This window comes from Nocardia sp. NPDC049737 (genome assembly GCF_040674755.1).
Taxonomy (GTDB): Bacteria; Actinomycetota; Actinomycetes; order Mycobacteriales; family Mycobacteriaceae; genus Nocardia.
The window spans coordinates 414,000-440,699 of sequence record NZ_JBFANH010000001.1 but is presented as its reverse complement, the minus strand read 5'-3'; the positions used below and the strand labels follow the sequence as shown (position 1 = coordinate 440,699).

Sequence of the window (26,700 nt, the reverse complement as noted above, 5' to 3'; positions counted from 1 at the left end):
CGCGGACAACGCCCAGGCAGGAGTCCCATGTGTCGCTTGTTCGGTTTGTCGGCCGCACCGCAGCGAGTGCGGGCCACATTCTGGTTGCTGGATGCTCCGGACAGTCTGTCGATACAGAGCAGACGTGAACCCGATGGCGTCGGTCTCGGCACCTTCACCGCCGACGAAGCCCCACTGGTGGAGAAACAACCCATCGCCGCATACGAGGACGTCCAATTCGCTCGGGAAGCGCGCGAACGAGAATCGATGACGTTCGTCGCACACATCCGCTACGCCACCACAGGCGGCTTGCAACCACGCAACACCCACCCATTCGAACAACGTGGCCGCCTGTTCGCCCACAACGGTGTGCTGCACGGCCTCGACGAACTGGACTCCGAACTCGGCGACTACCTCGACCTGGTACACGGTGACACCGATTCCGAACGATTCTTCGCACTGATCACCCAACGCACGGACCAACACGACGGCGACGTCACCGCAGGCATCACCGACGCCGTCAGGTGGATCGCGGATCGCCTACCGGTCTACGCCCTCAACCTGGTACTCACCACGGCGACAAACCTATGGGCACTGCGCTACCCCGACACCCACGGCCTCTTCGTCCTCGAACGCGCCGCAGGCGGCCCGCAAGGCGATCGTCACCTGGACCAGGCCGGACGGGCCGGAATCCGCACCCGCAGCGGACACCTGCGCGACTTCCCAGCGGTCGTCGTAGCCAGCGAACGCACCGACGAGGACCCGCGCTGGCGAGCACTCGCCCCCGGCGAACTACTCCACGTCGACGACCACCTGCGCGTCCGATCCAGCACCGTACTGGATCACGCACCACGCCATCCGCTGACGCTGGCGCAACTCGATAACCGCGCCGCGGCAGCCCAGTCCGGGCGATGACCACCCGTCGTCCCCCTCGACGGCCGTCGCTGGATGCGCCTAGATCCCCGACGGCGACACGGCAGCGGCCGACTCCGCTATCGAGGGATGTCTGTCCCCGGTGCAAGACTCAGCGACGTGAGATGGGCAGTGGCGGAAACGGGCGACGGTGGTGCGCGCCTGTGTCCACTCGATCAGGACGGTCGGCCCGCGGGACCAGTGGTACGTGAGCCCTCGCTAGCCGAGGCAGTGCGCTCACGCCCGGAGGTCGAGCGGTGGGTGTGGCGGTCCACGGCCGAGATCTACCGGCCGTTGTCGGCGGCGGGGGTGCGGGTCGAGCGGTGCTATGACGTGCAGGCCGCGGAGGCGCTGCTGATCGGACATGAGGAGGGACAGTCGGGGCAGGCTCGCTCGTTGGCGGCGGCCTGGGCACGACTGCACAACCTGCCTGTCCCGCCGGATGCGCCCACACGTGCCGCCGAGACCCAGCCATCGCTGTTCGAATCGGGTCCGGTACCTCTGCCACCAGGCACGGATGAGTTCGACGCTCTGCTGGCGGTCTACGCGGGTCAGCTAGCACGCACGGCGAAGACCGAACATCCGGAGCGGATGCGGCTGCTTCTCGCTGCCGAATCGGCGGGCATGCTGGTTGCCACGGAGATGTCCCGAACCGGTATACCCTGGCGCGCCGACGTCCACCGCGAGTTGCTGGAAAAGCTGCTGGGTGAGCGGTTTCCGGGCGGGATGGAGCCGCGCCGGATGGCGGAGTTGGCGGATGAAGTGTCGCGGGCATTCGGGGAAGGTGTGCGCGTTCGGCCAGACCTGCCCAACGACATCATCAGAGCCTTCGCCCGCGTCGGGATCTTGTTGTCCTCCACCCGAAAATGGGAGCTCCAGCGGATCGACCACCCTGCGGTTGCGCCGTTGCTCGCGTACAAATCGCTGTACCGCTTGTACACCGCCCACGGCTGGTCCTGGCTCGAGCAGTGGGTGCGCGGCGGCCGCTTTCGTCCCGAATATCTGCCCGGCGGAACGGTTTCCGGCCGCTGGACCACCAATGGTGGCGGCGCCCTGCAGATTCCCAAGGTGATCCGTCAAGCGATACGCGCGGACCCGGGATGGCGGCTGGTGGTCGCCGACGCCGACCAAATGGAGCCACGAGTACTTGCCGCGATCTCCCGCGACCCGGGATTGATGGAGGTTGCCGGTCGCGGCGAAGACCTATACGCCGGTGTCTTCGGCGGCGACCGCGCCCAGGCCAAAATCGCCCTGCTGGGCGCCATCTACGGCCAGACCTCCGGCGATGCCCTGACCCACATGGCCGAACTCCGCCGACGTTATCCGGCCGCGGTGGCATACGTCGACGACGCTGCCCGCGCCGGTGAAGAGGGCCGCTTGGTGCGCACTTGGCTGGGCCGCACCTGCCCGCCAGCCTCCATCGCATCGCCCGAGGCGGAGGCGGAGGCGCAGGGATATGGCAGTACCTCCGCCACGCGTGCTCGTGGCCGCTTCACGCGCAACTTCGTCGTGCAGGGCAGCGCCGCCGACTGGGCCCTGCTGGTGCTGGCGGGCGTGCGTCATGCGATGACACACGCCGGACTCCGCGCCGAACTGGTCTTCTTCCAACACGACGAGGTAATCGTGCACTGCCCCGCCGAGGAAGCCCCGACGGTCGCCGAAATGATCGCGACCGCGGCCGAGACCGCAGGCCGGATCGCCTTCGGGACGACACCGGTGCGGTTCCCGTTCACGACAGCGGTGGTGGAGTGCTATTGGGACGCCAAGTGAGATTCCCACGCGAACCCATCCGGATCGGTGAAGGCGCCTGCATTGCCAGCGATGACGATCCGATGCGACCCGGTTCCCTCCTGGGACACACCGGCATCCTTGGCGGCGGCACGTCGTCCGTAGAGCGCCAGCTTGATCGAGGATGCGGGGGTGTCGAACTCGACATACTTGCTGCCGAAGCTCTTTGCCACGGTCAGGCCCCGATCGACGTAGAACTGCTTGGTCGCCTTGACATCGTCGACCCCGAGCAGAACCACGAAATCGTCGATCTCACGGGTGGCCGGGCCGGTGTCCTTCTTCGACGACGTCGCGATCTTCCAGATCGCCCCATCCGGAGCCTGGACGACGCCGCCGTAGCCCCAGAAGCTCTTCTTGGCAGGCTTCACTATCGTCGCGCCCGCGTCGACAGCGGTGCCGATGAGGTTGTCGACGGTACTCGGCTGCGAAACCACGAGCGACAGGATGAAGCCACGAAAGCCGGTCGTCGGCGCCTCCGATGCGCGGACGCGCAGCTTGTCGCCGAGACCGAACGCGGCGGTGTAGAAGGCCTCTGCGGCCGCGGTGTCGGGCACCTCGAGGATGACGGATTCGATAGCGGCTTGGTTAACGGTGATGTTCATGTCAGCAACGCTATTTTCTACCCCGTAACCGGCGCTTCTCGATTCCTGATCGCTTCCGGTCCGCGCTCTGGATCAGATCCGGGCCGTGACTGTGTCCCACCGCCATCGCCCACACGCCCGATGATCGGGTGATAGTCGTGCAGATGGGCACTGCCACTTGATATTTCACGATCGCGCACGGTGGAGTCGAGCCACCGACGACGTCATTCGATATCGAAGACGAACGAATACCAATCTCCAGACAGCTTTTCGAACCGTCGCCCGCCACTGCCTACCGGTTCGCTATCGGGCGAATAGACCCAACCGCGGACAGTCGAACCCACGAAACCATCGGCGTCATAGAAGTAGACGCGCCCATCGGACTCACGGTGAACCAAACTGATGTCGAGCCCGCCGGGACTCACGTCGCGGCGGGTACTCGGGCCATCCTCGCGCAGCATCTCGACCGCGACACCTTCCATCTCCGCCCGTGCGGAGCCGAAGCTCGCAGGCCGAAGAATCAACCCGGCCACCAGCCCCGCGACCACAATCACCGGCACCGCAGCGACTTTCCAGGACCACCGATGCTCTCGCCCGAGCAGATACAGCGTCTTGATCGCCCACCTCAGGAGCGAAACACCCAGCAGAACCCCGCCGATCACCAGAACTACAAGCTGATCAGGACCGGTTAAGTTCCCAACGAACGGAGCCCAGTCGAGGTGGACGCACAGAAGAAACGCAACACCAACGATTGCCCCGGTCAGGACTATGGAACCCGGCGCCGTGGCAGCGCCTTGCCCGCCGTCGGACTGCCCATGATGAGCGAATGATGTTTCGATCGGGAATCCTGTCTCGACTACTGCAACCAACGCATGACTCGCGCTCAGTGATCCCTCAACCGAACGGCGAACTCGGCCGGGCCAGGCTCCGGTGGCCGGTAGGGTCGCTATATACCCAGGCGCCCCATCCCCCAGTCCAACGCGGCATTCTCGTCGCTGGCCGGGATAGCGCGGGTGTAGTACATCGGAGGCGTAATCCACCGCCACCGACGCCAGCCACGCAGTGGGCGCACGGCCCACCCACCGAACTCCCGACGCACCGGGTAGCCGGTTCCTGCACTCGGCGCTAGGCGTTCGGTCAACACCCCGATATCGCGTCGGAGCCAGTACCAACGCTGTGACCAGGTAGCTCGTCGGAGCTTCATTACCGGTCCCGTCTTTCAGCAAGTGATGATGGTGGGCATGGTCTGTGCCCCGGGTGAGCTGACAGTCACACCATTCACGGCCACCCACATCGTAGCCACGCCCTGCCATGCTCCGGGCTCACATTGGGTCCAAGTCGCGATGTTGAGGCGCGGATCGGGCATCTTGGAATCGGTTGCGGCCGCATAATTCGCAAGGTGAAGTACCACGTTCGGCAGCCACTACTGGCTGTTGGATTGCCAGGCCGACGGCTAAAGCGGCGCCGATCGTAAGGAATTGGACGAGTTTGGTCATGACTTCCCCTGAGAATGACCGAACCGGGACGTTCGCCCGGCGGTTAGTTGCAAGGTCTGTTCCCCTGTAATCCCTTGGTGGGCAGCAAATCTCGCGTACCTGCAACGGCCGCCGATCACACTCATGACCTTTCTGTGTCGTGAACGCTGGTCGGCATGACGGTGATCGCGTCGTCTTTATCCAAATCCGCGTCCAAATCGGAAATCCAGCCGTTTTCGTCAACCCGGCTCAGCCAGCCATCGGAGAACCACTCATAGATCGGAGTGCTGTCAGTAGGCGCGAGCGCGAGCTTGTGGTGCGTGTCCTCATGGAAGACGGCGAGCAATGCCCGCACGGATGGGGCGATTTCGCTTCGATGGGACAGATCTATCTCCAACATCTGATCTACGCCTCCAACGAGTTCGGCAGGTCCGTCAGATTGATCAGCGCTGCCCAGTAGTCGTCACGAAGCGCATCCCACAGGTCGCCGTGCTTGGGAAGTAACTCCCGAGCAGCGGCCAGATCTGGGTACGGCTCGAATATGACTGTTCCCGGTTGCACTTCCGGAAGCGGTGTGCGCGAAGGCAAGCGGTACGCGGTGAAAGATTCGGAAATGAATTGCACGCGCACGATGCGCGCGGACTTCCCCGCCAACCGCCACACCGCGACCTTGCGTCCATCCCGAGTTCGACTGGTGCGCAACCTATCTCGGCGCATCACACCCCTTTCTGGTTGGTACGCCCGATGCCGGAGGAATCGACACCCCGGCACCGAGACGACTGTGCGGACACAGACCGCTCGGCCCACTCACGAACCGCATCCGCGAACATCTCGACCACATCCACAGGTGCGCCGCTATATCCCGCTACCGGCCCGATTAACGGAACACGTTGCGGCAGACTTGCATTCGTCATGGTTTCCTCCCGCCGATGTTGCGATCGTGGTACCCGACGCCGAGAGATGTACGCCATGATCGCGGGCTCGGATCAGCGGATGACATCGGAGAGACGGCCGAGTGCCGCGCGGAACGGCCGGCACGGCGGTCCACGTCCGCTATGAGTAGTGACGATGGACGGGGCTTGCTCCCGGTCGATGTCCTCGATGAGAGCTGCGCACCGCAGTCGCGAGTCGTCAGTTCTGCGATGTCCAATCGCGTCGGCATCTTGTCCCCTCTTACGGCAATCGATGCAGCCCCGGCAGTAGCGTCCAACCGCGTGCCTAGAGCTCGGACATCTCGCGCATTGGATGGAAATTGCCTGCGACCTGCGTCAGGTGTTGAAATGAGCCTGCAGCAAAGGAATCGGTCCATAACAGTGCGGAACCGGCGTGAGAATGGTTAAGAGCGGGTAATTTGCTGTTCTGCACTGGTCTACATGTCGCGTCGGCATTTCGACAACTCGCCGATCTCGGGCCCTTGCCAGCGCTTGCAGCCGGGACGAACGGAAACTGACTCACATGGCTGAAGGTTCAACGCATGATCATTGGTGGTGGCGTCCAGGTTGGAGAGTGGGCCGGTCGTTCTATACCTGGCACGTGACCTTCACCGACAACTCCCAGGTTCGACGTCTCGTCGACCTGTTCGAACCAATGCTGGCGCAAATTCCGACGATGGACCCTGTTGGCAAAGAGGGACTACACATCACGATCCAGGGCATCGGGTTCACCGATGAGGTCGCGGCGCGAGACACCGAGCGAATCGCTGATGCCGCCGCCGAACACCTTTCCCGGCGTCAACCGTTCGACGCGCGGATCGGGCCGCCCACAGTGGATGCAGAAACCGTCGGGATGCCGATTTCGAACACCGAAAGCTTCCAGCAAGTGCGCCACGCGCTCCAACAAGCCATCGCGGACGTGTGGGGCATCGACAACGTGCCCGAACGCCACGACCGGTTTCAACCCCACCTCACTCTCGCCTACTCCACCGGCGCGGCACCGATGGCCGTCCTGCGTGACCTACTCACCCGAAATCAGTTGAGCGACATCGAGGTTGTCGAGCAGGTGAAAGCCGTATCACTGATCGAGCTGAATCGGGACAACCACAAATATGAATGGCGCGAGATCGCCAAGGTGCCGCTGGGCACCTCCAACTCAGTCGGAATCCAGTAACAGTTCGACGCTGTCGACTATCACTGGTACTCCAGGAACACACCGAGATCGTACGGACGACTAGTACCGATACGCTCGAACCGACGGTCTTCACACCTGGGGGGGTCGATTGCGATGTCAGAACACCGCGAGGCGGAGGTCAGGTTGCGGCTCGCGGACGCTCGCGCCCGCCTGCTGTCGACCGGCGAGACGCTCGCACGCGCCAAGGGCGGTCGCGAACCAGAGCGCTCGGAAGTATTCCGAGCCGCTCAGAACGAGATCCACGCGGCCGAGCAAGCCCGCAACCGTCTGCTCGTCGAGCTGATCGGCGACGCTGAAACAGTGCCGCTCGAGCTGGCAAAGCGACTCGGGCTGACCGGGCGCGAGGCCGCGCACATCATCGACACCGCGCGAGCGGGTTCGCAGCGGATGAAGGCTCACCTGTTGGGAGAAGCATCGAACTCCGAGACCGCCCGGCCCGTCTGGACTAGCGAGACGGACTCGAAGCAGTAGGCGCTTCTCCCTTTTCGCTCCCCGAGCGGTGGGCACCGTGCCCGGTGCGATCTCTGACACGATGGGCAACCGATGAACGCCACCACCGAAATCATCGCCCGCGCTGTCATCCGTGACGGCGCTCGGATACTCGTGGCACGCGAACGCGGCAAAAGCTGGGTCTTCCTCCCCGGCGGGCACGTCGAGCCCGGCGAACCGGTCGAATCCGCACTGATCCGCGAACTCGCCGAAGAACTCGGGACCGCCAGCAGGATCGTCGGCTTCGCCGGTGTAGTCGAGCACGGGTACAACGATCGTGGCACTGCACACCACGAAGTCAATCTCATCTTCGATGCCGAACTCGACGGCACACCGGTCAGCCAAGAAGACCATCTCGAATTCGATTGGCTCCCAATCGATCAGATCGACAGAACCGACCTGCGCCCAGCAGCTGTGAAAACCGTCGTCGCACGGGGCACGCGGGCGTTCTGGCACGGCTGGAAGGCCGACGAATAGCACGGCTGCAAATGCGGCAAATCAGGCCAGCATTCGTGATTCGTCCAGCGCTGGCGGCGACCGAGCTACCCTGAATTGATGCGATCCCGGTTCCGTCGGTACGTCCTGGCCGCGCTCGCCGCCGCCGCGTCGACCTTGTTGCTCTGCACGAACTCCTCCGCCGTCCCGCCGATCCGCTCGAACGCCCTACCGGCACTCGACTCGGATTTCCTCTGGGGTGTCGCTTCCTCCGGATTTCAGTCCGAAGGTCATGCGCCGGACAGCAATTGGACGCGTTACATCGCGAATTCCGGTGCCGACGCACTGCAGGATTCGGTCGACTTCTACGACCGATATGCCTCCGACATCGACCTGGCGGCCGCGCTGGGTGTGAAGGTGTTCCGGATCGGAATCGAATGGGCTCGTGTGCAACCCACGCCGGGCACCTGGGATGCGGGCGCGTTCGGTTTCTACGACGCGGTGATCGCGAAGATCGTGGCTTCCGGGATGCGACCGATGATCACCCTGGACCACTGGGTCTACCCCGGCTGGGCGGCCGACCGCGGCGGCTGGCGCAACCCGGGCATGGTCGGGGATTGGCTGGCCAATATGCGTACGGTCGTCGACCGCTACGCATCGCGAAATCCATTGTGGGTCACTGTGAACGAGCCGGTCGCCTACATCGTGCACGAGACCAGCCGAGGCGCGGCGAGCGGGCCCGAGATGCTCGACCGCCTCGCGCAGGCCCACAACGCCATCTACGACTACATCCACGAGGTCGAGCCCGGTGCTCAGGTGACCAGCAACGTCGGTTACGTCGCGGGCTCGGAGGCGCAGGTCAACGGCGAGTTCGTCGATCGTATCGCGAACCGGCTCGACTACGTGGGCGTAGACTACTACTTCGCCTACGATCCGGTGCAGTCGCTGCTGAGTTCCATCACCAGGGCCATCGGGTCGGCGATGCCGCAGCTGCCCGGACAACGCATCTGGGAGCTGCCCGTGCGCACCGAGGGCATTTACTATGCGCTGCAATACTATTCGCGCCGGTTCCCGAACAAACCGCTCTACATCGTGGAGAACGGCATGCCTACCGAAAACGGCATCCCCCGCGGCGACGGCTACACCCGCAGCGATCACCTCCGCGACACCGTCTACTGGATCCAACGCGCCAAAGCCGACGGCATGAACGTCATCGGATACAACTACTGGAGCCTCACCGACAACTACGAATGGGGCAGCTACACACCACGTTTCGGCCTCTACACCGTCGACGTGCGCACCGACCCTTCCCTCACCCGCCGCCCCACCGACGGCGTCGGCACCTACACCCAGCTCATCGCAGCAGGCGGCCTCCCCGCCGACTACCGCCCCACCCGTCCCCCATCGTTCTGCGTCCTCGTCGACCCACCGGCCAGCTGCCTGAGCCCGGTCGCAAACCCGTAGCCTGCGGCACCGACTGCCTATTGCCGATGACTTTCCTAGATTTGCCGAGTGTTGCGTCGTGGCGGCACGTAGGGGCTCGAACGGGTTTCGAGGTCGCTTACTTCACCGCAGACCATGGCGGACGGCGGGTTGCGGGCGTCACCACGGCCACCGAGGGCAGTCAATCCTGGATTGTGGACTATGTGATCGACGTGGACCAATCGTGGTTGACCAGGTCAGCGCGAATCACCGGCCGGACTGAGGGCGTAACCCGCACCATCGTTATCGAGGCGGATGGCATAGGCCACTGGCAGATCGATGGGGTTCCCGCGCCGCATCTGCGTGGTTGTCTGGATCTGGACCTGGAGGCGTCAGCGGTGACCAATACCTTTCCGGTGCACCGGCTGAGCCTGCCGATCGGACATGCGGCGGCCGCACCGGCCGCATACGTCCGAGCGGTCGGGCTTGCGGTAGACCACTTGGAGCAGACGTATTCGCGTGCCAGCGAACAGGTTTACGACTATGCGGCCCCCGCATTCGACTTCGCCTGCAGCCTCACCTACGACCAACACGGCCTGATCCTCGACTATCCAGGCATCGCAACGCGTGTCCAATGAGACCGACACGTCCCCATCACAACTGGCCCAGGCATGCGCGCGGGGCATGACCCATCTGTCGACAGTGCTCGACCGCGCGCGCCGCGACGGGACGCTACGCGCCGACGCCACCGACGACGACGTGGTGAAGCTTGTCCGGGCCCTGTCGCTGCTCGGTGACAACGCCGGCGAATCGGAATGGCAGCGATCCCTGCGGTTCGTGCTGGACGGACTCCGCGCTTCCTAAAGCCCACCGCGTAGCGACGACCTACGCTCTCGTGCAGCATCTCTCATGTGAACACCGGGAATTGCGCACACCCTCGTCCGCGGTCAGGCGCTGGCGGGTGTTTGCACGGCTATTTCGCCACCCAGTTCATAGCCGCCACTCAGCTCCAGTCCGTCGCCACTCCAAAACCGACCGGGGTCATACCAATTGGGGCTTCGCTGTTGCGATAACAGTCCCATCGACTGGTAGGTCGCGGCCACGATCTCCGCGCAATACGCGTTTTCCAACTCCTGGACAACCGCTCGACCCGCCCGGCGGCGTGGGAGCCGCACTCGACCGCGTAGCCATCGTCCAGCAAGACCGGCGGTGGAAGGAAAGGGAGTTCCATCGAGTCGAGCGATGGTGCGCAGCACGCCGTCTTCCATCTCTTTGGTTGCCGGACGGTTCAATTGGCGCAACCACGCCTGCTGACCGTAGCGATGTGTCCACACCAACACCGCGTCACGCAGGTTGTGCAACTGCACGCCGCGGTGCGCCACACCCGACCACATGTCGGGCAGTGATCGACCGAGCTCCGCATGCCAGATCAACGCGGGCAGATCATCGAGCACAACCGACATTCCCACATGGTTCACCGGACTGTTCGTCGTCATCCGAATCGCACGGTCGGCCGTCGAATGCCCACGGAACAACCAGATATCGCCAGTTCTGGTGAGCTCGAGCGCCCGATCGAGACTGATGCTCGTCCCCGTCATGGACGTAGCCTATTCGTATGAGGTGGTGGAAGGCAGTGGGATTGGCAGGTGCCGCCGGTGTAGTCGCAACCGGTGTAGTGATCGTGCGCGCCGAACGACGCCGCCGCGCCTACACTCCGGACCAAGTCCGCGAACAACTACACGTGCGATTCGCTCGAGCAACCTCGACCGAGGAACCCGTCACTCCCCTCCCTCAGGACACCCCCGGCATCCGAAGCCGAATCCGCCGCCTGTTTCAACGCCGACAAGCCGGTCGGCAAGGGTGAAGCCAGGCCAGCGGCTCACTTACCTGCGGCATCAGCACAACAGCTGACTGTCGAATTCCGCCCCTGGCCATGCTCGTGGCCTCGCAAAGAATTTTCGGCGGCGCGTCGATCTTCGACGTTCCCCGTTCGACTAAGGGGTGAGAGGGTCCGAGAGGGACCCGACTAGTCGAGGAGACAAACCCATGAAGTACATGCTGATCTGGCGCGCCACCGACGAGGCCTATGCGGGGATGGCGAATATCGACTTCGACAAGATGCTGGAGACCGTTGGTCGGTACAACGAGGAGATGATCCGGGCGGGCGTGCTGGTCGCCGCGGAGGGGCTCGATGATGCCGCCGATGGCGTGGTCGTCGACTATTCCACGGAGACGCCCGTGGTCACCGACGGACCGTACGGCGAGACCAAGGAGCTGTTCGGCGGGTTCTACATTCTCAACGTGGCATCGAAGGAGGAAGCCGTGGAGTGGGCCAAACGGTCGCCGCTCACCGGTCCCGGCTTCAAGACCGAGATCCGCCGGGTCACCACGATCGATGAGTTCCCGCAGGACAACGAGTGGATCCAGAAAGAACGGAAGTGGCGGGAAGCGACCGGTCAGCTCTGAGCGGATCGAACGGCGATGGCTGATCACACCGACCGTGCGGCCGTCGCCGCCATCTGGCGGATCGAGTCGGCGCGGATCGTCGGTGCACTCGCGCGGTACACCGGCGATTTCGCGCTGGCCGAGGACCTCGCCCAGGAGGCGCTGGCCGAGGCCCTGGTGACATGGCCACGTGACGGCGCGCCGCGCAACCCCGCGGGGTGGTTACTCACGGTCGGGCGGCGTCGGGCGATCGACGCGTTCCGCCGGCGTTGCGCCCTCGACGAGAGATATGCCGCCCTCGCCCGGGATCTGGGCGAGGGCGATGTGGTCTCCGGGAGCGAACCCACTCGCGAGTCCGAGGACATGCTGTGGGATCCGGACCGGATCGATGACGACGTGCTCGCATTGATGTTCATCTCCTGCCACCCCGTGTTGTCCCGGGAGGCGAGGGTGGCACTCACCCTACGGGTGGTCGGCGGTCTGACCAGCGATGAGATCGCCAAGGCATTCCTCGTGCCGACTGCCACCGTGCAGGCCAGGATCACCCGCGCGAAGAAGACCTTGGCGGCGGCGCGGGTGCCGTTCGAGGTGCCGTCGGCCCAAGAGCGAGCCGAGCGCCTCGGCTCGGTGCTCAGCGTGATCTATCTGATCTTCACCGAAGGTTCCTCGGCCAGCTCCGGTGGCGAGCTGATCCGATTCGAGCTCGCGGGCGAGGCACAGCGCCTCGCGCGGGTGCTGGCCCGGCTGGTGCCGAACGAGTCCGAGGTCTTTGGTCTGCTCGCGCTGCTCGAACTGACCGCGGCGCGCTTCCCGGCCCGCACCGGACCGGACGGTGAGCCGGTCTTATTGGAGCAGCAGGACCGTCGTCGCTGGGACCGCGCCGCGATCCGCCGGGGGCGGGCTGCCCTGGCCCGCGCGGGGCAGGTCGGCCGTGGCCTCGGGGCCTACGGCTTGCAGGCGGCGATCGCCGAATGTCATGCCGTCGCAGCCTCGGTCGAGACGACGAACTGGGAGCGCATCGTGGTCATTTACGAGGCGCTCGGCAGACTGGCCCCGTCGCCGGTGGTCGACCTCAACCGGGCGGTGGCGGTCTCGATGGCCCAGGGACCCGCCGCGGCGCTGCCGATCGTGGACAGATTGGCGGCGAGTGGGGCGCTGTCGGATTCGCATCTGCTGTCGAGCGTTCGCGGTGAGCTGCTCACCCGCCTGGGACGCACCGATGAGGCGCGCGCCGAACTGGAGCGCGCGGCAAAGCTGTGCGGCAACGAGCGCGAGCGGACGGTGCTGCGGCGCAAGCTCGCCGAACTCGGCTGAGCGCCATACCACCGCCTGTTTCTGCATTTTTGCAGACCGTACCTGCGCATTTCTCTCTTGTCTGGACGCAAGGGGCCCTCGATACTCGCCAAGCGAGCCTTGTGCGGTGCGTCACATGCATCGGGCAGCCTCGTGCGGAGAGAAAGATGAGGAACCACGAGATGACGTCCACCAGCACGGAAACCGGCCCCGAAAAGGCTGAAGCAATCAGCCGTGAGAAGGGCCTTGCGCGGGTTGCGCAGTCACTGGCCAGGTGGACGGAGAAGTGGTTCCCGGACGCCTACGTCGTCGCACTGGCGGGTGTATTCATTGTGGCCGTCGCCGCACTGGCCAATGGCTCGTCGCCGCGAACAGTAGCGAACGCCTTCGGCGACGGCTTCTGGGATCTGACCGCGTTCACCCTCCAGATGGCAATGGTGGTGCTCACCGGATACGTCATCGCCACCTCCCCACCTGTCGCCCGGCTGATCGACCGACTCGCCACCGTGCCGCAAACTGCCAGCAGCGCAGTGAGTTTCGTGGCATTCCTGTCGATGTCGATATCGTTTCTGAACTGGGGACTCAGCCTGGTCTTCGGCGGTCTGCTGGCCCGTGCCATCGCCCGCCGGACCGATCTGCGCGTGGACTATCGCGCGCTGGGCGCGGCGGCGTTCATGGGGTTGGGCGCGGTGTGGGCGCTGGGAATATCCTCCTCGGCCGCGCAGCTACAGGCCACCGCAACCTCGTTGCCTCCGGCCCTGCTGAAAATCACGGGTGTCCTCGACTTCGGGCACACGATCTTCACCTGGCAGTCCCTGCTCATGTGCGCCCTAATCATGGCGCTCACGGTGGTTATCGCACACTTCTCGGCGCCGAAGGACGCCGCGATCAGGACCGCACAGGATCTGGACATCGATCTGGATGACCAGCCCGAGGACGTAGCACCACGGTCCCGTCCCGGGGAATGGCTCGAGTACAGCCGTGTCCTGCCGATCCTTGCCGGGGTGATGACGGTGGGCTGGTTGATCTCCCAGTTCACAAGCAAACCGGTACTTACCGTGGTCAGCAGCCTGAATGGTTATCTGCTCGTCTTCCTCATGCTCGGCTTGGTGCTGCACGGGACCCCGCGTAAGTTCCTGCAGGCCATCTCCCTCGCCGTACCCGCCACGGCCGGAATTCTCGTCCAGTTCCCGCTGTACGCCGCCATGGCCGCGATCCTGACCAAAGCCAAAGGCCGGGGCGGACTCACCATCTCCGAACACCTCGCGCACTTCTTCACGAACATCGGCGGCGGCGGAAGCTTCGCCATCGTCATCGCCGTCTACACCGTCGTACTCGGCGTTTTCGTCCCGTCCGGCGGCGGAAAATGGCTGGTCGAAGCACCTTACGTCATGCAGGCATCAACTGATGTCCACATGAATCTCGGCTGGACGGTACAGATCTACAACGTGGCCGAGGCACTGCCGAACCTGATCAACCCGTTCTTCATGCTGCCGCTGCTGGCAGTGCTCAAATTGCGGGCACGCGACCTCGTCGGATTCACGTTCCTGCAGTTCCTATTCCACCTGCCGGTAGTACTGCTTCTCGTATGGTTGCTCGGAATGACATTCGAATACGTTCCCCCGATCCTGCCCACCACTCCATGACCCCTGCCCCGATACGAGTCCGCAATAGACCTCGTCGCCGAGTGGGAGGCCGGTTGGTTCCGGCCTCCCACCGTGGTTACCGCCGTGCGGCCGGGGTGGGCGGCATCCGACGTCGGCCCGTGGATTCCGATGTGCGGCTTGTCGATTCCCGCATCACGCTCGCTGCCTGTACGGTTCCTCGATAGCGGCCCACGTGCGGGTCCGAATGTGGCTGCGCCACAGTGTGTTTTCCTGCCGAACTGCGGTCCAACCGGTGTAGCGCGAACGCCGCGACGATCCCAATGAGCGTTAGTCCGATCCACACCGCCCAATCCAAGCCTGCTGCGCGGGCCGCACCCACCACAACGCCGGTGGCCAGATTGCCGACCAGGATTCCGATGCCGACCACGGTGTTGTAGAAGCCATAGTGGGTCGCCACCAGCTTTCCGCCGGACAGCGATACAACCGTGTCCATCTCGAACGGGAATACCGCGGCCGTGCCGACCGCGAGCAGCGCCGCCACCAGCAAAAGCACCGCTGCCGCGGCGGCCACACCGAATCGCCCCGGGCCAGGTACTACCGCCAATGGCACGAACGACACCGCCAGCACGCCCATACCGACGACCAGACTGCGCCCGGACCCCCACCTAGCACGGAACCACGCTGTGATACGTAATTGTCCGGCAACGGCAACCGCGCCCGACACCACGAACATCGCGGAGGTCAGCGTGTCCGAGCGAGCACCGGCGATGAATTCGGCCTGCAGCGGCAGCGCGAGATAGACCTGGAACGACAGCACGTAGGAACCGATCATCGCCACCGCGAATGCGACGAAACGCCGGTCGCCGAATACCGTGCGCCAATCCTCCAGCACGGTGGTTCGCTCCGTGGTCTGCTCGCCGCGCCGGGTCGGCAGCGCGCACAGCTGCGCCACCGTCAGCCCGGCGAAGACCACCGCCGCCGCACCGGCCGTGACTCGGAAATCGAGCGCCATCAATGCCAATCCGACCAGCGGACCCGCCAGGGTCCCCGCCTGGTAGAAGATGTTGAACACGGCGAACGCCGCTACCCTGCGCTCACCGGTATCGGCGGCAAGGTACGCGCGCACCGCTGGATTGAACAGTGCGCCCGCGAAACCTGTTGCGGCCGAGGCGATCAGCAGGCCGGGCAATGAAGTCGCGAACACCAGTAGCACGAAACCTACTGTGCGCAAAAGACATCCAGCGACGATCAGCGGCTTGTACCCCAGGCGGTCAGCCAATGTGCCACCAACCAGGAACATGCCCTGTTGGGAAAAGTTGCGCACTCCGAGCACGAGCCCGACGGCCCACGCCGCCAGGCCCAATGGGCCCGCCAGATACCCGGCCAGGTACGGCATCAACATGTAGAAGCCGAGATTGATGCCGAACTGGTTGATCATCAGTAACCGCGCGGCGAGATCGAAGCTGCGGAACTTCGCGAATACCGTCACGCCGCTGGCCCCTTGTCCCGCACGAGGTTTCGTGGGTCGACGACTGTGCTGCAGCGGGTCCATGAGCGAACCACCCGCTCCGCTGGATGACCGATGGTGTCGGGCTCGATCGGTGGCGTGGCATCCAGCAGGCCGTGCTCCGCGCAGTACGCGTCGTTGTAGACGGTGTCGAAATATCGGTGTGGGCCGTCCGGGAAGACAGCGGCGATGCGGGTGCCCGCGTCATGCGTTCGCGCCGCCCAACCCGAAACCAACGCGACCGCACCGACACTCCATCCGCCGCTGGCATGGTGAGTCGCGGCCAGGGTTCGGCAAGCCCACACCGATTCCGAGGGCGCGACCCAGTGCACTTCGTCGAATGCGGCGTAGTCGACATTCGACGGATGGATGCTCGAACCGAGGCCGCGCATCAGGCGCGGACCCGCCGGTTGACCGAAAATGCTGGACGCCACCGTATCCACGCCGATCAGCTTCAGGTCCGGATTGAACGCGCGCAGCACCCGAGCCACCCCCGCCGAGTGCCCGCCGGTCCCGACCGCGCATACGAGCACATCGATCCGGCCGAGCTGCTGTACCAGTTCCAGCGCAAGGGATTCATAGCCGATGACATTGTCCGGATTGCTGTACTGATCCGGACACCATGCGTCCGGCTCGCGATCGAGCAGTTCCGCGACCCGTTCGCGGCGGGCCTGCTGCCAGCCTCCGGTCGGATGCGGTTCGGATACCAGATCCACCCGCGCACCGTAGGCGGCGAGCATTCGCGCGACGATGGGCTCCAGTCCCGGATCGGTCACCACGGTGACCGGGTTCCGATAAACCATTCCGGCCAGCGCCAACCCGAGACCGAGTGTGCCGCTGGTAGATTCGATAATGCGCGCACCCGGCGCCAAATCACCACGTTGCTCGGCACGGCGCACCATATGCAGTGCGGGCCGGTCTTTCATCCCCCCGGGATTGAATCCCTCGAGCTTGGCCCAGAATCCGCGATCTGCGGGCGCCAGCGGCGCGCCGACCCACACCACCGGAGTGTTGCCCACCAAAGCTTGTGGATGTCGGGCCGCCATCGGTGCGGTGACCAGAGCCAGCGCGGGTGTCTCGACGCGCTTATCGAGCACGATCTTGTCCATGACTGTCGCTTCCTGTATCGAATCCGCCCTTGGGCGGTAAGGACGTGAGCGGGCAGCGGACACCGGCCGACGAAAGCAAACGTCGGCCTGGCGCTGACCGATCAGCGTCGAGCGATACAGAGATGCGTCAGAATGACGCGGCCGCGAGCAGCGGGCACACGGATGACCGGCGGGCCGCGCACGTTCAGCCCGGCCGGGGTCGCCGCGGCGACGGAACCCATGGCCGCCACCAGGGCCAACATAACCAACAGCAGGGCAGGAACCTGACCAATTCCGTTGGGCAGCAATGACTTCAGCACACAATGCCCGGCATGTAGCGAACAGGCACAAATGGGCGGATGGATGGCGGCGGCGTGCAGATCTGCCGAGAGCGGAATAGCCGATTGCGCCGCAGCGTGACTCGCGTGTGCGTGGGAGTGCTCTTCCGCCAGCGCACAGTCGAACATCGGCGCTACGAGCAGCACTGCGGCAAGCAGTGCGAGCGCAGAGCCACCGAGCCGCAACCGACCGATGAGGCTCACGATGGCGCCGCTGCCGCTCCCTCGCCATCCGAGTACGGACTGCGATGGCAGAGACAACACTGCGGTTCGGCGACGACAACCCGTCCGACTCACCTATGCAGCTCCTGCCCAACGAATCAACTTGACCACGAACAACTTTGGGACATTCAGCCTCGACGCCTCCAGGGTACCCGATCGACATCCCGCAGCAATAATCTACTGTCTCCGTACGTAGCTAGTTGGATTAATGTGATCAGATCCACGAACCGAGTTCGGGCACGTTCGACGGCAACGACTCCCCGGCTACCCCTACCGTGCGAGAAAGTGCCAGCCGACCCACGCCCACACGAGGACACCGGCAATCCTCGCCACCCGAGTCCGCGTGAGGTACGCAATCGTTTCACCCACCGGCGCGACCAGATCCCGGCGCACATGCGTGATCACGACTACGCCGAGCGTAACCACCAGCACCAGCACGAACCCGACGATGACGACCACCCGATCGCTCATCTCGACACCAGCCACCAGCCGGCGCCCAACCACACCAGCCATCCGACCACCCGCAGCGGCCAATGCTCGAGTGCCGGATCCAGCAGTGTCGACAAAGTCGGGTGCAGGTCGCTCGGCCGTGTCCAATCTGTTTGCCGCACAAAGGCATACACTTCCCACGCCGAAGCGCCGACCAACAGCGTTGACCAAACAGCCACTCCACGCCGCAGCCGGACGGTGCGTGGAATCTGCTCGGGTCTCGTGCGGAACGCCAACACCAACACCAACACCACCGGCACCACCACCAGCACGGTTGCCGACCAACTGAACGGTCGGGTGGCGGCCCCACCCACCGCCAGCACAGCACCGACGGCCAGCAGCAGCATCCGCCGTCGGATTGGTCGCGCCGAGAGCGCCGGTGCCCCTGCCATGTGGGCAGAATAAGTCCCGTAGCGCCGGATTCGGGCAGCTATCGGTGGCATCTCCACATCGAGTCGGTGACGAGAAGAGCAGCCACGTCGACCAAGCAGTCCCGCGATTCCAGCCGCGGCCAGCGCCACAGCACCGACAAAATGCATCGAGTATGCATCGTTTGATGACTGTCGTGAAGCAAGCCGACGCGGGGTATTCGGGCAGGGGTTCGCAAATCGGTCCAGGTCGACCCTAGTGCGGAAATCAGGCGAATTGTGCGATGGCGTCGTCGAGACTGCCGAGTGTGCGAACCGGCGCCGGCAGCCGCACCGCCTCCCACCCCGGACCCCCGACGAATACGTCCGCGCCCGCGTCGACGCAGGTACGGACGGCGGAGACGAGCGCAGTCGATTCCTGGTGGGACCACAGCATCACGGCGGTCGGTGCCGGCCGCCGGGTCAAGGCGTTCGCCAGGGCGCCGGCCGGTACGTCGGCGCCGAGCATGAGTGCGCCGACACCGCGTTCGACCAGGGCGGCGCGCAACGCCTCCAGCGGCAGCGCGTGCGCCTCACCGCTGGTGCAGGCGAGCACCACCGTGGGCTGTTCCGGAGCCGGCAGCGGCGGATAGTTGCGCTGCAGCACCGCGGTGACGCACCAGGACAGTAAGTGTTCGACGTCGATACAGCCGACGCCACGCCGCTGTTCGGCGACGATCTCGGCGAACGCGGGGCGGCACAGTTCGTTCCAGGTTTCGAGCACGCCGTAGTCGCGGAAATGCGCGGCCAGCTGCCCGGACACCGTAGCGGAGTCGAGGGCGAAGGCCGCTGCCAGCAAAGGTTTTCGGTCGCCCGCCGCGACGGCCGGCCCCTGCACCGCCGCGGCGGCACCGGCCGGGCTGGCACCGGCGCGCACGAGCGCGATCATGCGTTCCAGCGCCGCGATGTCGGCCTCGGTGTAGAGCCGGTGCTGCCCCGGTCGTCGGCGAGTCGGTCCGATGTCATATCGCTGGTTCCAGCTGCGCAGGGTGGCGATCGGGATGCCGAGGCGGTCGGCGACCGCACGCACGGTGTACCCCACTGCGGAATCGGAGGTGGTACCGGCGGTCATGGGCTCATTCTGCCTGCCCGCCACCGGATGTCGTGGACGGCACCACGTACCCAGTGGATTCGCATCGGGCTCTCCTACGATTCCTCGGTGTCGGGCCGGAGTCTACTCGCTCCGACTGCATCGATTATGCATCGATAGGTGGTAGGGTGGGAATTCCATCGACCTCGAAGGAGAACAGTGATCGTGCCTGGTCTACGTCCGCTCCGCCGACTCGCCGTCGTCGCCGCGTCCACGGCCGCGGCACTATCCCTTACCGCGCCGGCGGCCTGGGCCGGCCCGGCTCCGGTAACCCACCTGGATCTGAACCGCTATCTCGGCACCTGGTATCAGCTCGCGGCGGTGCCTCAGTTCTTCAATCTCAACTGTGCCCGCGACACCCACGCCGAATACGCGCTGGACCCGCAGGGCAACGTATCGGTGCACAACAGTTGCACCACCTGGGCCGGTACCCCGAACGAGATCACCGGCACCGCCACCGTGTCCGATCCGGTCACCGAAGCCCAGCTGCACGTGAGTTTTCCGGGTGTGCCCACGCAGGACCAGCTCTACGGCCAGCCGAACTACATCGTGACCTCACTCGGGCCGGACTATTCCTGGGCGCTGGTCACCGACCCACACCGGATCTCCGGGTTCGTCCTGGCGCGGACTCGAACGCTCGATGCCGACGAATGGCGCAGCGTACGCGCCGCGATAGGCGCGGCCGGGGAAAACGATTGCCTCTACCTGACCTCGCCCACCACAAGCGGAGTCGAGGCTGTCGCGCCACTGTGCACGGCCTGAGCGAGGTTCGATTCGATGACCATCACCATCGCACTGTTCACCCGCGACCTACGGGTGCGCGACAATCCGATGCTCACCGCCGCGGTCGGGGAAGGTGCCGCAGTGGTGCCGCTGTTCGTGGTCGACGAGCAGATCGTCGCCGGTCGCTCGTCACCGAATCGGGCCCGATTCCTGGCGGCTGCGCTGGCCGAACTGGACACCGAATTGCACGCTGCCGGTGGCCGGCTGGTGGTTCGCTACGGCGACGTCGTCGATGAAGTGGATCGGATCGTGCGGGAGGTTCACGCCGACAGCGTGCACGTCGCCCGTGATGTCAGCTGGTACAGCCGCAAACGCGAGGCCGCGCTGCGGGAGCGGCTGGCCGCACGCAGTTGCCTGCTGCACGCCCATCCCGGCTCGATCACCGCTGTCGATCCGGCGGAGCTGTCCCCATCGTCCGGCCGGGATCATTTCGCTGTGTTCACCCCGTACTACCGCCGGTGGCTGAACACGCCGCTGCGCCGCCCGCTGCACGCACCACGGGAACTCATTGTTCCGACGCCGGTGACCGGTGAGCCGCTGCCGGACTACGCCGCCCGCGACCGTACCGGGTCGCCCCGGCTCGCGGTCGGCGGCGCGATCACCGGCCGAAAGTTGTTGACCGAGTGGCTGTCCGGGGCGGTCCTCGACTACGCGAACCACAGCGACGATCTGGCCTCCGACGCCACCTCGCGGTTGTCCCCGTACCTGCATTTCGGCTGTTTGTCGCCGACCGAGGTGCGCACTCGGACGGATCTGTCGAGCGCGGGCGGTCAGGCGTTCGCCCGCCAGCTGGCGTGGCGGGACTTCCACCACCAATTGCTGGCTGCTCGGCCCGATGCCGGATGGCACGACTACCGGTCGCGGCGCACGGCCTGGCGGGAGGATCCCGCTGCGGCCGCGGCCTGGCGCGGCGGCCGAACCGGCTATCCCGTCGTTGATGCCGGGCTCCGCCAACTGCTGGAGGAGGGTTGGATGCCCGGCCGGGCCCGGTTGATCGCCGCCAGCTTCCTGACCAAGACGCTCGGAATCGACTGGCGCATCGGCGCCGAGCACTTCCGGGACTGGCTGGTCGACGCCGATGTCGCAAACAATCAGCTCAACTGGCAGTGGGTGGCCGGCACCGGCACCGATACCCGGCCGAATCGGGTGCTGAACCCGCTTCGGCAGGCCGAGCGCCATGACCCGGATGGCGAGTACGTCCGGCGCTGGATTCCGGAGCTGGCCCATCTGCCGGGCGCTGCGGTGCACCGGCCCTGGCGTGCCGCAGTGCCGGCGGATATCTATCCCGCGCCGTTGGTGGAATTTCCCGGGATGTGATCGGTATCCCGATCGGATGGCCGGAAGGAGTTCCGGCAGCCCGCACCAAAGCCACGATCCCACACCGTCCGCCCACACTGCTGGAGCTCGGCCGGCGTCCGACATCGACGTCGCTCTCGCTCGTCGGCCACGCTCGCTAGGTCAGATCGAGCAGGGCGAGGTAGGCGTCGAGTTGGGCCGCGCCGGCGAGAAGGTTGCGGCTTCGTGTGGTCAGCCGATCCTGCCAGGCGTCGAGGAAGGCGCTCAACGCGTCCGTACCGCCTGCGTCGCGCAGCGCGTCGAGGAACTGCGCGACCTGGTGCAGCAGGTATCCGCCTCGGCGGAGTTGTTGTGCGATCTGCGCGTCGCGCACGCAGTCCGGTCCGTATTCGCGATAGCCCGTTACCCGGTCGCGTTCGGGGCGCAGGATGCCCTCGGTCTCCCAGGTGCGCAGGGTTGCCGGGTGCACGCCGAGCCGGCGCGCGAGTTCGCCCACGGTCAGGGGTCGACCACTGATGGGAGTGGGAGTAGTGGACAGGGCGCCGAGGGCGGTGGCGACCTCGGTGCGGGTGTTGCGCTCGGCGAGTAGCGCAACGTGCGCGGCGTCGATGAGCCGGTAGGCGGACTCGCTATCGCCTCGATTGGTCGAGCGCATGATCTCCATCGCCTGCTGGTGCCCGTGGCCGCCGCGCAACGCGAGGAAGGCACGCAGAGCTTGTGCGTGCAGGGGCGTGTAGCGCCGGTAGCCGGTCTGGCTGCGCTCGGTCGGCGGGAGGATGCCCGCGTCGTCGTAGTTGCGGATCGCTTGGGCGGACAATCCGTGTTCTCGGGCGAGGTCGATGGGCCGCAGCTCGAACCTCCGATTGAGGCTTTGATGTATTGATTCCAGGTAGAAGTCCTAGAAGCTTCACCCGATTCTTCAACGATAGCGTTGAGGGCAGTTCCTTCCGGAAGGGGTGTTCATGTCTACTGCCGCGTCACTACGTGGAATCGGCCACCAACTCGACGACCCGGCAAGCCTCGGCCAAGCCCTCGACGAACTGCTCGCCGCACACACCGAGCCGCCGACCCTGCTCGCCCTCGGCGAACCCACACACGGGATCGAGGCATTCCCGTTGCTGCGCAACGAAATCCTCACTCACCTCGTCGAACGGGGGTATCGATCGATCGTGCTGGAAACCGATTTCTTTGCCGCATCCGTTGTCGACGACTACGTGGACGGATCCACCGCCGAAATCGACGAGGTGCTGGCGACCGGGTTCAGCCACGGGTTCGGCGCTGTGCCGGGCAACCGCGAACTCGTCGAATGGCTCCGCACGCACAACGCCGGCCGCACACCGTCGGACCGGGTTCGCTTCTACGGCTTCGAGGCACCGGTGGAGTACGCCGGTGCACCGGGCCCGCGACACGCACTGTCCTCGGTCAACGACTACCTGCCCGCGGCGCTGCGCCCCGAATCGGCCCGCGACCTCGACACGTTGTTCGGCCAGGACACGGACTGGTCGAACCCGGCGGCCATGTTCGACCCGGCAGTGTCCATCGGCAACTCCGATCGCGCCCGCGCACTGCGCATCATCGCCGACGACCTCGCGAGTGCGCTGCGCCGCGCGGCACCCGACCTGCACGCCGCCGACCCAACCGGCTACGCCAGCGCCGTCGCACATGCGCGCACCGCCCAGGGCCTGCTGCGCTATCACGCGGCCATGGCCAGTCCCGTGCCCGATCGCATCGCGCTGTTGCTCAGCGTGCGCGCCGAGATGATGGCCGAGAACCTGCTCGCGATCGTTGCCCAGGAGCAGCAACGCGGGCCTAGCCTGGTGTTCGCGCACAACGCCCACCTACAACGCGCGCATGACGAGGGCGAGGTGAGCTGGGGAAGCGCCGGAGCACTCGTCGGACTCACCCTCGGCGAGCGCTACGCATTCCTGGCAACCGACGCCAACCCCGACAGCGCCCCGGGCACCCTCCAGGGCATGTTGGCCGAGGCGACGACCCGTCGTGCTCTGTTCCCGACACCGGCCCTGCGTGCCGCGCTGCCCCCGTCGATCGGCACGGGCAAACCGATTGTGCCCGGCCACATCCCACTGAACCCGGCAGAGCTGGGCGGCGCCGATGCGGTCATCTTCATCGCCGACACCGATGGAAAACGGTATCAATACTGGTAGCAGCAAACTCTAGCTCGACCGGGAACGGCGCCCGAGCATGCGGATGCCGGTGAGGATGAGGTCGATGCCGTCGAGGAACTGCTCACGATCGTCATGGTCGCGCAGCTGCCCGGCAACGTCACGGGTGAACGGGTACTGCTGGGGATCGAGGTTCGCCCACGCGACCGACACCGTGGTGAGGAAATCGGTCCGGTTCGTGCCCTGCTCCAGGACGCGGGCGTTCGCGGCGTTGAGCCCACCGACGCCGAGGATGTAGTTCAGCAGCGCGGACGCCGAGGTGAACTCGGCGGTTTCCGGAACGCCGAGCGCTCGAACCTGCCGTCCGATGCGTTCGAAGATCCGCAGCATCGCCGGCTGCGACGGGGTGCGGGAGAGCTGCGTGCCGACCCACGGATGCGCGTCGATCGCGTCGAAGACGGCGAGCGCGACCGCTCTGACCGCGTCCTCCTCCCGCACGTCATCGGCTACACCGGCGGTCATCGCGGGCGCGAGAACGGCATCGGTGGCGGCGATGAGCAACTCGCTCTTGTTCGCCACGTGGTGGTAGATCGCGCCGGGCCCGGTCCGCAGGTGCCCGGCGAGTCGGCGGAAGGTCAACCCGGCTTCACCCTCGGCGTCGAGCAACTCCACGGCTGCTTCGACGATGCGCTCCTGGGACAGAGCGTCCGCACGCCGCTGTGTCATGTCCTCATCTTGACATGTTTGGAACGCCGTACCAAACTATATTGGAACACTGTTCCAAAGCTGCCCGGCGAAAGGAATCGAGATGGCCACACCAGTCACGATCATCGGCGCAGGACTCGGCGGGCTCACGCTCGCGCGCGTCCTGCACATCCACGAGATCCCGGTGACCATCTACGAAGCGGAGGCCTCCCCGACCGCCCGCGCACAAGGCGGCATGCTCGACATCCACGACCACAACGGCCAGCTCGCCCTGAAGGACGCCGGTTTGTTCGACCAGTTCCTCGGCCTCATCCACGAGGGCGGCGAGGCGATCCGGGTGCTCGATATGCACGGAACCGTCCTGTTCGACCGGCCCGACGACGGCACCGGCGGGCGGCCCGAGGTGCTCCGCGGTCGGCTGCGCCAGATGTTGCTCGACTCGCTGCCCACCGACACGGTCGCCTGGGGGCGAAAGGTCGCCGCTGTCGGTTCCCTCGGCGACGGCCGGCATGAGCTCACCTTCGTCGACGGATCGACCCGGACGACCGGCCTCCTGGTCGGCGCGGACGGCGCGTGGTCGCGCGTGCGTCCCCTGCTGTCCGGCGCTGAGCCCGAGTACTTCGACACGGTGTTCATCGAGACGTACCTGTTCGACAGTGACGAGCGCCATCCTGCGAGCGCGAAGGCCGTCGGCGCAGGCTCGATGTTCGCGCTCGCGCCGGGGAAGGGGATCGTCGCCCACCGGGAACCGGGCGGCGTCCTGCATACCTACGTCCAACTCAACAAGCCCCGAGAGTGGGGCGACGGCATCGACTTTTCCAATCCCGGCACGGCCACCGCCCGGGTCGCCGAGGAGTTCGACTGCTGGGCGCCGGAGCTCACGGCGCTCATCACCGACGGTGAGACCGCACCGGTCCTGCGGACCATCCACGCCCTACCGAGCGACCACCGGTGGGACCGTGTCCCGGGCGTCACCCTGCTCGGCGACGCCGCCCACCTGACGGCGCCCTCCGGCGAAGGCGCCAATCTCGCCATGTTCGACGGCGCCGAGCTCGGCAAGGCCATCGCCGCTCGCCCCGACGACATCGAGGCCGCACTCACCGAATACGAGGATGCCCTGTTCTCCCGTAGCGCCGAAGCCGCCGCCGATGCCGCACAACTTCTCCCGCTCTACCTCGACAGCAACGCCCCACACAGCCTTATCGACATGTTCACCGGCGCTGAACCTGTCGAGCGCTGATCGGACGCCCGTCGGCCCGGCCCGGCAGCAGCTGCCCGGCCAACGACGCCGGCCAAAGCGGCGTCTCACATACGACCGGGAAACCACCGGTTCGCCCGCGGCCGCGCGACCGACAGCCCTCGCCGAGTGCGTCGACGGCGTCGCTTCGGCCCCGTCGACGCTGGGCATTCGCAAATCCATCACCCTTCGGTCTCGCGCTGTCGGCGATGCCGCGACTGCTGTTCGTCGCCGCGATCGTGCTGAGTCTGCGCCGCATGAGTGCGCCCGGCGTGCGGTGGCTGCACCGCGCCGGCACAGCGGTGCTCGCGCTGAGCCTGGCGGGCAGCGCAACACTCATCCACTCCGCGCTGTTTCCGGTGCTGGCCGTGAGCACGCTCGCTTTCCAACTGTGGGTCGGTGTCGTCGCATGGCACTGGCTGCACACCGATTCCCCTCGCTGATCCCCTCCTCGAGGAGAGAACCGATCCGCGTTGGTTCGACGCCGCCGAGCGGGCGGGCATCGCGGTCCGCAGCATCGATGACACCATCAGTCCGTCATCTACTCACCCTGAGGAGAACCATGCTCGCCGTAACTGCCGATGTGACCGTCAAGGACGGGGCCGGCCCCGAGTTCGAATCCGTCGTCGCCGACCTCGTCACGCAGGTCCGGGCCAACGAGCCCGGCAATCACACCTACCAGCTGACCCGCTCGCAGGCCGATCCCAACAATTACCGCTTCTTCGAAATCTATTCCGACAAGGAAGCTTTGGAGGCGCACACCCGCTCCGACCACTTCCGCGCCGCCGGTAAGCTCATGACGCCACTTCTGGCCGCACCCCCGAGGCTCGAGTTCTTCGACACCCTCTGAACCCCAACCCTC

General features: G+C 65.6%; 31 protein-coding genes. 17 read left to right on the top strand and 14 right to left on the bottom strand.

The window, feature by feature from the left end:
* The first annotated feature begins 27 nt into the window (after positions 1 to 27).
* Both AB0J47_RS02115 and AB0J47_RS02110 read left to right on the top strand, forming a co-directional pair.
* Complete coding sequence (locus tag AB0J47_RS02115) at positions 28 to 894, top strand: class II glutamine amidotransferase (protein ID WP_364339448.1); 867 nt, start codon at positions 28 to 30, stop codon at positions 892 to 894.
* Between the two features lie 117 nt (positions 895 to 1,011).
* Entirely contained in the window at positions 1,012 to 2,661 is a 1,650-nt protein-coding gene (locus tag AB0J47_RS02110; protein ID WP_364339446.1) for a bifunctional 3'-5' exonuclease/DNA polymerase, read from the top strand.
* Here the strand turns inward: AB0J47_RS02110 and AB0J47_RS02105 are convergent.
* From AB0J47_RS02105 to AB0J47_RS02085, 5 genes are all read right to left on the bottom strand, one after another.
* The gene (locus AB0J47_RS02105; RefSeq protein WP_364339444.1) at positions 2,643 to 3,281 is read right to left on the bottom strand and encodes a glyoxalase; all 639 of its coding nucleotides are present in this window, start codon (positions 3,279 to 3,281) and stop codon (positions 2,643 to 2,645) included. The two genes, AB0J47_RS02110 and AB0J47_RS02105, sit on opposite strands and share 19 nt — an antisense overlap.
* Before the next feature lie 203 nt (positions 3,282 to 3,484).
* Positions 3,485 to 4,129, bottom strand: coding sequence for a DUF1109 domain-containing protein (locus AB0J47_RS02100; RefSeq protein ID WP_364339442.1), 645 nt, complete (start codon positions 4,127 to 4,129; stop codon positions 3,485 to 3,487).
* Positions 4,130 to 4,206: 77 nt separating this feature from the next.
* The gene (locus AB0J47_RS02095; protein ID WP_364339440.1) at positions 4,207 to 4,464 is read right to left on the bottom strand and encodes a hypothetical protein; all 258 of its coding nucleotides are present in this window, start codon (positions 4,462 to 4,464) and stop codon (positions 4,207 to 4,209) included.
* Between the two features lie 413 nt (positions 4,465 to 4,877).
* On the bottom strand, positions 4,878 to 5,135 hold the full coding sequence (locus tag AB0J47_RS02090) for a hypothetical protein (RefSeq protein WP_364339438.1): 258 nt from the start codon (positions 5,133 to 5,135) through the stop codon (positions 4,878 to 4,880).
* A gap of 5 nt (positions 5,136 to 5,140) precedes the next feature.
* Positions 5,141 to 5,452, bottom strand: a complete 312-nt coding sequence (locus tag AB0J47_RS02085) for a hypothetical protein (protein ID WP_364339436.1) — start codon at positions 5,450 to 5,452, stop codon at positions 5,141 to 5,143.
* Positions 5,453 to 6,268: 816 nt separating this feature from the next.
* Between AB0J47_RS02085 and AB0J47_RS02080 the strand changes: the two genes are divergently transcribed.
* The 6 genes from AB0J47_RS02080 (at position 6,269) to AB0J47_RS02055 (ending at position 10,072) form a co-directional block, all read left to right on the top strand.
* The gene (locus AB0J47_RS02080) at positions 6,269 to 6,841 is read left to right on the top strand and encodes a 2'-5' RNA ligase family protein (RefSeq protein WP_364339434.1); all 573 of its coding nucleotides are present in this window, start codon (positions 6,269 to 6,271) and stop codon (positions 6,839 to 6,841) included.
* Between the two features lie 114 nt (positions 6,842 to 6,955).
* Positions 6,956 to 7,333, top strand: a complete 378-nt coding sequence (locus AB0J47_RS02075) for a hypothetical protein (protein ID WP_364339432.1) — start codon at positions 6,956 to 6,958, stop codon at positions 7,331 to 7,333.
* 72 nt (positions 7,334 to 7,405) lie between these two features.
* Positions 7,406 to 7,828: an NUDIX domain-containing protein gene (locus tag AB0J47_RS02070; protein ID WP_364339430.1), complete on the top strand. Its 423-nt coding sequence runs from the start codon at positions 7,406 to 7,408 to the stop codon at positions 7,826 to 7,828.
* A gap of 78 nt (positions 7,829 to 7,906) precedes the next feature.
* Positions 7,907 to 9,250 (top strand): family 1 glycosylhydrolase, encoded by a 1,344-nt coding sequence (locus AB0J47_RS02065; protein ID WP_364339428.1) that lies wholly within the window; start codon positions 7,907 to 7,909, stop codon positions 9,248 to 9,250.
* Positions 9,251 to 9,276: 26 nt separating this feature from the next.
* The gene (locus tag AB0J47_RS02060) at positions 9,277 to 9,846 is read left to right on the top strand and encodes a putative glycolipid-binding domain-containing protein (protein WP_364339426.1); all 570 of its coding nucleotides are present in this window, start codon (positions 9,277 to 9,279) and stop codon (positions 9,844 to 9,846) included.
* Between the two features lie 46 nt (positions 9,847 to 9,892).
* Complete coding sequence (locus tag AB0J47_RS02055; RefSeq protein WP_364339424.1) at positions 9,893 to 10,072, top strand: hypothetical protein; 180 nt, start codon at positions 9,893 to 9,895, stop codon at positions 10,070 to 10,072.
* Positions 10,073 to 10,155: 83 nt separating this feature from the next.
* Here the strand turns inward: AB0J47_RS02055 and AB0J47_RS02050 are convergent, their stop codons facing one another.
* Positions 10,156 to 10,806 (bottom strand): hypothetical protein, encoded by a 651-nt coding sequence (locus AB0J47_RS02050; RefSeq protein WP_364339422.1) that lies wholly within the window; start codon positions 10,804 to 10,806, stop codon positions 10,156 to 10,158.
* A gap of 448 nt (positions 10,807 to 11,254) precedes the next feature.
* On the opposite strand from AB0J47_RS02050, the gene AB0J47_RS02045 reads away from it, so the two are divergent.
* From AB0J47_RS02045 to AB0J47_RS02035, 3 genes are all read left to right on the top strand, one after another.
* Positions 11,255 to 11,674: a YciI family protein gene (locus AB0J47_RS02045; protein ID WP_364339420.1), complete on the top strand. Its 420-nt coding sequence runs from the start codon at positions 11,255 to 11,257 to the stop codon at positions 11,672 to 11,674.
* A gap of 15 nt (positions 11,675 to 11,689) precedes the next feature.
* A complete protein-coding gene (locus AB0J47_RS02040) occupies positions 11,690 to 12,967 on the top strand; it encodes a DUF6596 domain-containing protein (protein WP_364339418.1) in 1,278 nt (425 codons plus the stop codon).
* Positions 12,968 to 13,128: 161 nt separating this feature from the next.
* A complete protein-coding gene (locus tag AB0J47_RS02035) occupies positions 13,129 to 14,592 on the top strand; it encodes a TIGR00366 family protein (RefSeq protein ID WP_364339416.1) in 1,464 nt (487 codons plus the stop codon).
* Between the two features lie 76 nt (positions 14,593 to 14,668).
* Here AB0J47_RS02035 and AB0J47_RS02030 read toward each other — a convergent pair whose 3' ends face one another.
* The 6 genes from AB0J47_RS02030 to AB0J47_RS02005 all read right to left on the bottom strand — a co-directional run bounded on the left by AB0J47_RS02030 (position 14,669) and on the right by AB0J47_RS02005 (position 19,676).
* Positions 14,669 to 16,042, bottom strand: a complete 1,374-nt coding sequence (locus tag AB0J47_RS02030; RefSeq protein WP_364339414.1) for an MFS transporter — start codon at positions 16,040 to 16,042, stop codon at positions 14,669 to 14,671.
* On the bottom strand, positions 16,039 to 17,169 hold the full coding sequence (locus tag AB0J47_RS02025) for a PLP-dependent cysteine synthase family protein (protein WP_364339412.1): 1,131 nt from the start codon (positions 17,167 to 17,169) through the stop codon (positions 16,039 to 16,041). Before AB0J47_RS02025 ends, AB0J47_RS02030 begins: the two co-directional genes overlap by 4 nt.
* Before the next feature lie 101 nt (positions 17,170 to 17,270).
* Positions 17,271 to 17,690: a hypothetical protein gene (locus tag AB0J47_RS02020; RefSeq protein WP_364339410.1), complete on the bottom strand. Its 420-nt coding sequence runs from the start codon at positions 17,688 to 17,690 to the stop codon at positions 17,271 to 17,273.
* 288 nt (positions 17,691 to 17,978) lie between these two features.
* A complete protein-coding gene (locus AB0J47_RS02015; RefSeq protein WP_364339408.1) occupies positions 17,979 to 18,179 on the bottom strand; it encodes a DUF6186 family protein in 201 nt (66 codons plus the stop codon).
* Positions 18,176 to 18,589, bottom strand: coding sequence for a hypothetical protein (locus tag AB0J47_RS02010; protein ID WP_364339406.1), 414 nt, complete (start codon positions 18,587 to 18,589; stop codon positions 18,176 to 18,178). Before AB0J47_RS02010 ends, AB0J47_RS02015 begins: the two co-directional genes overlap by 4 nt.
* Positions 18,590 to 18,833: 244 nt before the next feature.
* A complete protein-coding gene (locus AB0J47_RS02005; protein ID WP_364339404.1) occupies positions 18,834 to 19,676 on the bottom strand; it encodes a MerR family transcriptional regulator in 843 nt (280 codons plus the stop codon).
* A gap of 177 nt (positions 19,677 to 19,853) precedes the next feature.
* Between AB0J47_RS02005 and AB0J47_RS02000 the strand changes: the two genes are divergently transcribed.
* On the top strand, positions 19,854 to 20,456 hold the full coding sequence (locus tag AB0J47_RS02000) for a lipocalin family protein (protein WP_364339402.1): 603 nt from the start codon (positions 19,854 to 19,856) through the stop codon (positions 20,454 to 20,456).
* 15 nt (positions 20,457 to 20,471) lie between these two features.
* Positions 20,472 to 21,794 (top strand): deoxyribodipyrimidine photo-lyase, encoded by a 1,323-nt coding sequence (locus AB0J47_RS01995; protein ID WP_364339400.1) that lies wholly within the window; start codon positions 20,472 to 20,474, stop codon positions 21,792 to 21,794.
* Between the two features lie 136 nt (positions 21,795 to 21,930).
* Here AB0J47_RS01995 and AB0J47_RS01990 read toward each other — a convergent pair whose 3' ends face one another.
* Positions 21,931 to 22,623, bottom strand: a complete 693-nt coding sequence (locus AB0J47_RS01990; protein WP_364339803.1) for a MerR family transcriptional regulator — start codon at positions 22,621 to 22,623, stop codon at positions 21,931 to 21,933.
* Between the two features lie 112 nt (positions 22,624 to 22,735).
* Between AB0J47_RS01990 and AB0J47_RS01985 the strand changes: the two genes are divergently transcribed.
* A complete protein-coding gene (locus AB0J47_RS01985; protein WP_364339398.1) occupies positions 22,736 to 23,938 on the top strand; it encodes an erythromycin esterase family protein in 1,203 nt (400 codons plus the stop codon).
* A 9-nt stretch (positions 23,939 to 23,947) separates the two neighbouring features.
* On the opposite strand, the gene AB0J47_RS01980 is transcribed toward AB0J47_RS01985, so the two are convergent.
* Positions 23,948 to 24,622: a helix-turn-helix domain-containing protein gene (locus tag AB0J47_RS01980; RefSeq protein WP_364339396.1), complete on the bottom strand. Its 675-nt coding sequence runs from the start codon at positions 24,620 to 24,622 to the stop codon at positions 23,948 to 23,950.
* Positions 24,623 to 24,704: 82 nt separating this feature from the next.
* On the opposite strand from AB0J47_RS01980, the gene AB0J47_RS01975 reads away from it, so the two are divergent.
* The 3 genes from AB0J47_RS01975 (at position 24,705) to AB0J47_RS01965 (ending at position 26,688) form a co-directional block, all read left to right on the top strand.
* On the top strand, positions 24,705 to 25,841 hold the full coding sequence (locus AB0J47_RS01975) for an NAD(P)/FAD-dependent oxidoreductase (protein WP_364339394.1): 1,137 nt from the start codon (positions 24,705 to 24,707) through the stop codon (positions 25,839 to 25,841).
* Positions 25,842 to 26,047: 206 nt separating this feature from the next.
* A complete protein-coding gene (locus AB0J47_RS01970) occupies positions 26,048 to 26,281 on the top strand; it encodes a hypothetical protein (RefSeq protein ID WP_364339392.1) in 234 nt (77 codons plus the stop codon).
* A gap of 119 nt (positions 26,282 to 26,400) precedes the next feature.
* Positions 26,401 to 26,688, top strand: a complete 288-nt coding sequence (locus AB0J47_RS01965; protein WP_364339390.1) for a putative quinol monooxygenase — start codon at positions 26,401 to 26,403, stop codon at positions 26,686 to 26,688.
* Positions 26,689 to 26,700: the final 12 nt, after the last annotated feature.

Coding starts and splice junctions, on each gene's coding strand:
- AB0J47_RS02115 (WP_364339448.1), top strand. CDS start 28: ATGTGTCGCTTGTTCGGTTTGTCGGCCGCACCGCAGCGAGTGCGGGCC.
- AB0J47_RS02105 (WP_364339444.1), bottom strand. CDS start 3,281: ATGAACATCACCGTTAACCAAGCCGCTATCGAATCCGTCATCCTCGAG.
- AB0J47_RS02095 (WP_364339440.1), bottom strand. CDS start 4,464: ATGAAGCTCCGACGAGCTACCTGGTCACAGCGTTGGTACTGGCTCCGA.
- AB0J47_RS02090 (WP_364339438.1), bottom strand. CDS start 5,135: ATGTTGGAGATAGATCTGTCCCATCGAAGCGAAATCGCCCCATCCGTG.
- AB0J47_RS02085 (WP_364339436.1), bottom strand. CDS start 5,452: ATGCGCCGAGATAGGTTGCGCACCAGTCGAACTCGGGATGGACGCAAG.
- AB0J47_RS02075 (WP_364339432.1), top strand. CDS start 6,956: ATGTCAGAACACCGCGAGGCGGAGGTCAGGTTGCGGCTCGCGGACGCT.
- AB0J47_RS02070 (WP_364339430.1), top strand. CDS start 7,406: ATGAACGCCACCACCGAAATCATCGCCCGCGCTGTCATCCGTGACGGC.
- AB0J47_RS02065 (WP_364339428.1), top strand. CDS start 7,907: ATGCGATCCCGGTTCCGTCGGTACGTCCTGGCCGCGCTCGCCGCCGCC.
- AB0J47_RS02060 (WP_364339426.1), top strand. CDS start 9,277: ATGACTTTCCTAGATTTGCCGAGTGTTGCGTCGTGGCGGCACGTAGGG.
- AB0J47_RS02055 (WP_364339424.1), top strand. CDS start 9,893: ATGACCCATCTGTCGACAGTGCTCGACCGCGCGCGCCGCGACGGGACG.
- AB0J47_RS02050 (WP_364339422.1), bottom strand. CDS start 10,806: ATGACGGGGACGAGCATCAGTCTCGATCGGGCGCTCGAGCTCACCAGA.
- AB0J47_RS02045 (WP_364339420.1), top strand. CDS start 11,255: ATGAAGTACATGCTGATCTGGCGCGCCACCGACGAGGCCTATGCGGGG.
- AB0J47_RS02040 (WP_364339418.1), top strand. CDS start 11,690: ATGGCTGATCACACCGACCGTGCGGCCGTCGCCGCCATCTGGCGGATC.
- AB0J47_RS02035 (WP_364339416.1), top strand. CDS start 13,129: ATGACGTCCACCAGCACGGAAACCGGCCCCGAAAAGGCTGAAGCAATC.
- AB0J47_RS02025 (WP_364339412.1), bottom strand. CDS start 17,169: ATGGACAAGATCGTGCTCGATAAGCGCGTCGAGACACCCGCGCTGGCT.
- AB0J47_RS02015 (WP_364339408.1), bottom strand. CDS start 18,179: ATGAGCGATCGGGTGGTCGTCATCGTCGGGTTCGTGCTGGTGCTGGTG.
- AB0J47_RS02010 (WP_364339406.1), bottom strand. CDS start 18,589: ATGGCAGGGGCACCGGCGCTCTCGGCGCGACCAATCCGACGGCGGATG.
- AB0J47_RS02005 (WP_364339404.1), bottom strand. CDS start 19,676: ATGACCGCCGGTACCACCTCCGATTCCGCAGTGGGGTACACCGTGCGT.
- AB0J47_RS01995 (WP_364339400.1), top strand. CDS start 20,472: ATGACCATCACCATCGCACTGTTCACCCGCGACCTACGGGTGCGCGAC.
- AB0J47_RS01985 (WP_364339398.1), top strand. CDS start 22,736: ATGTCTACTGCCGCGTCACTACGTGGAATCGGCCACCAACTCGACGAC.
- AB0J47_RS01980 (WP_364339396.1), bottom strand. CDS start 24,622: ATGACACAGCGGCGTGCGGACGCTCTGTCCCAGGAGCGCATCGTCGAA.
- AB0J47_RS01975 (WP_364339394.1), top strand. CDS start 24,705: ATGGCCACACCAGTCACGATCATCGGCGCAGGACTCGGCGGGCTCACG.
- AB0J47_RS01970 (WP_364339392.1), top strand. CDS start 26,048: ATGCCGCGACTGCTGTTCGTCGCCGCGATCGTGCTGAGTCTGCGCCGC.
- AB0J47_RS01965 (WP_364339390.1), top strand. CDS start 26,401: ATGCTCGCCGTAACTGCCGATGTGACCGTCAAGGACGGGGCCGGCCCC.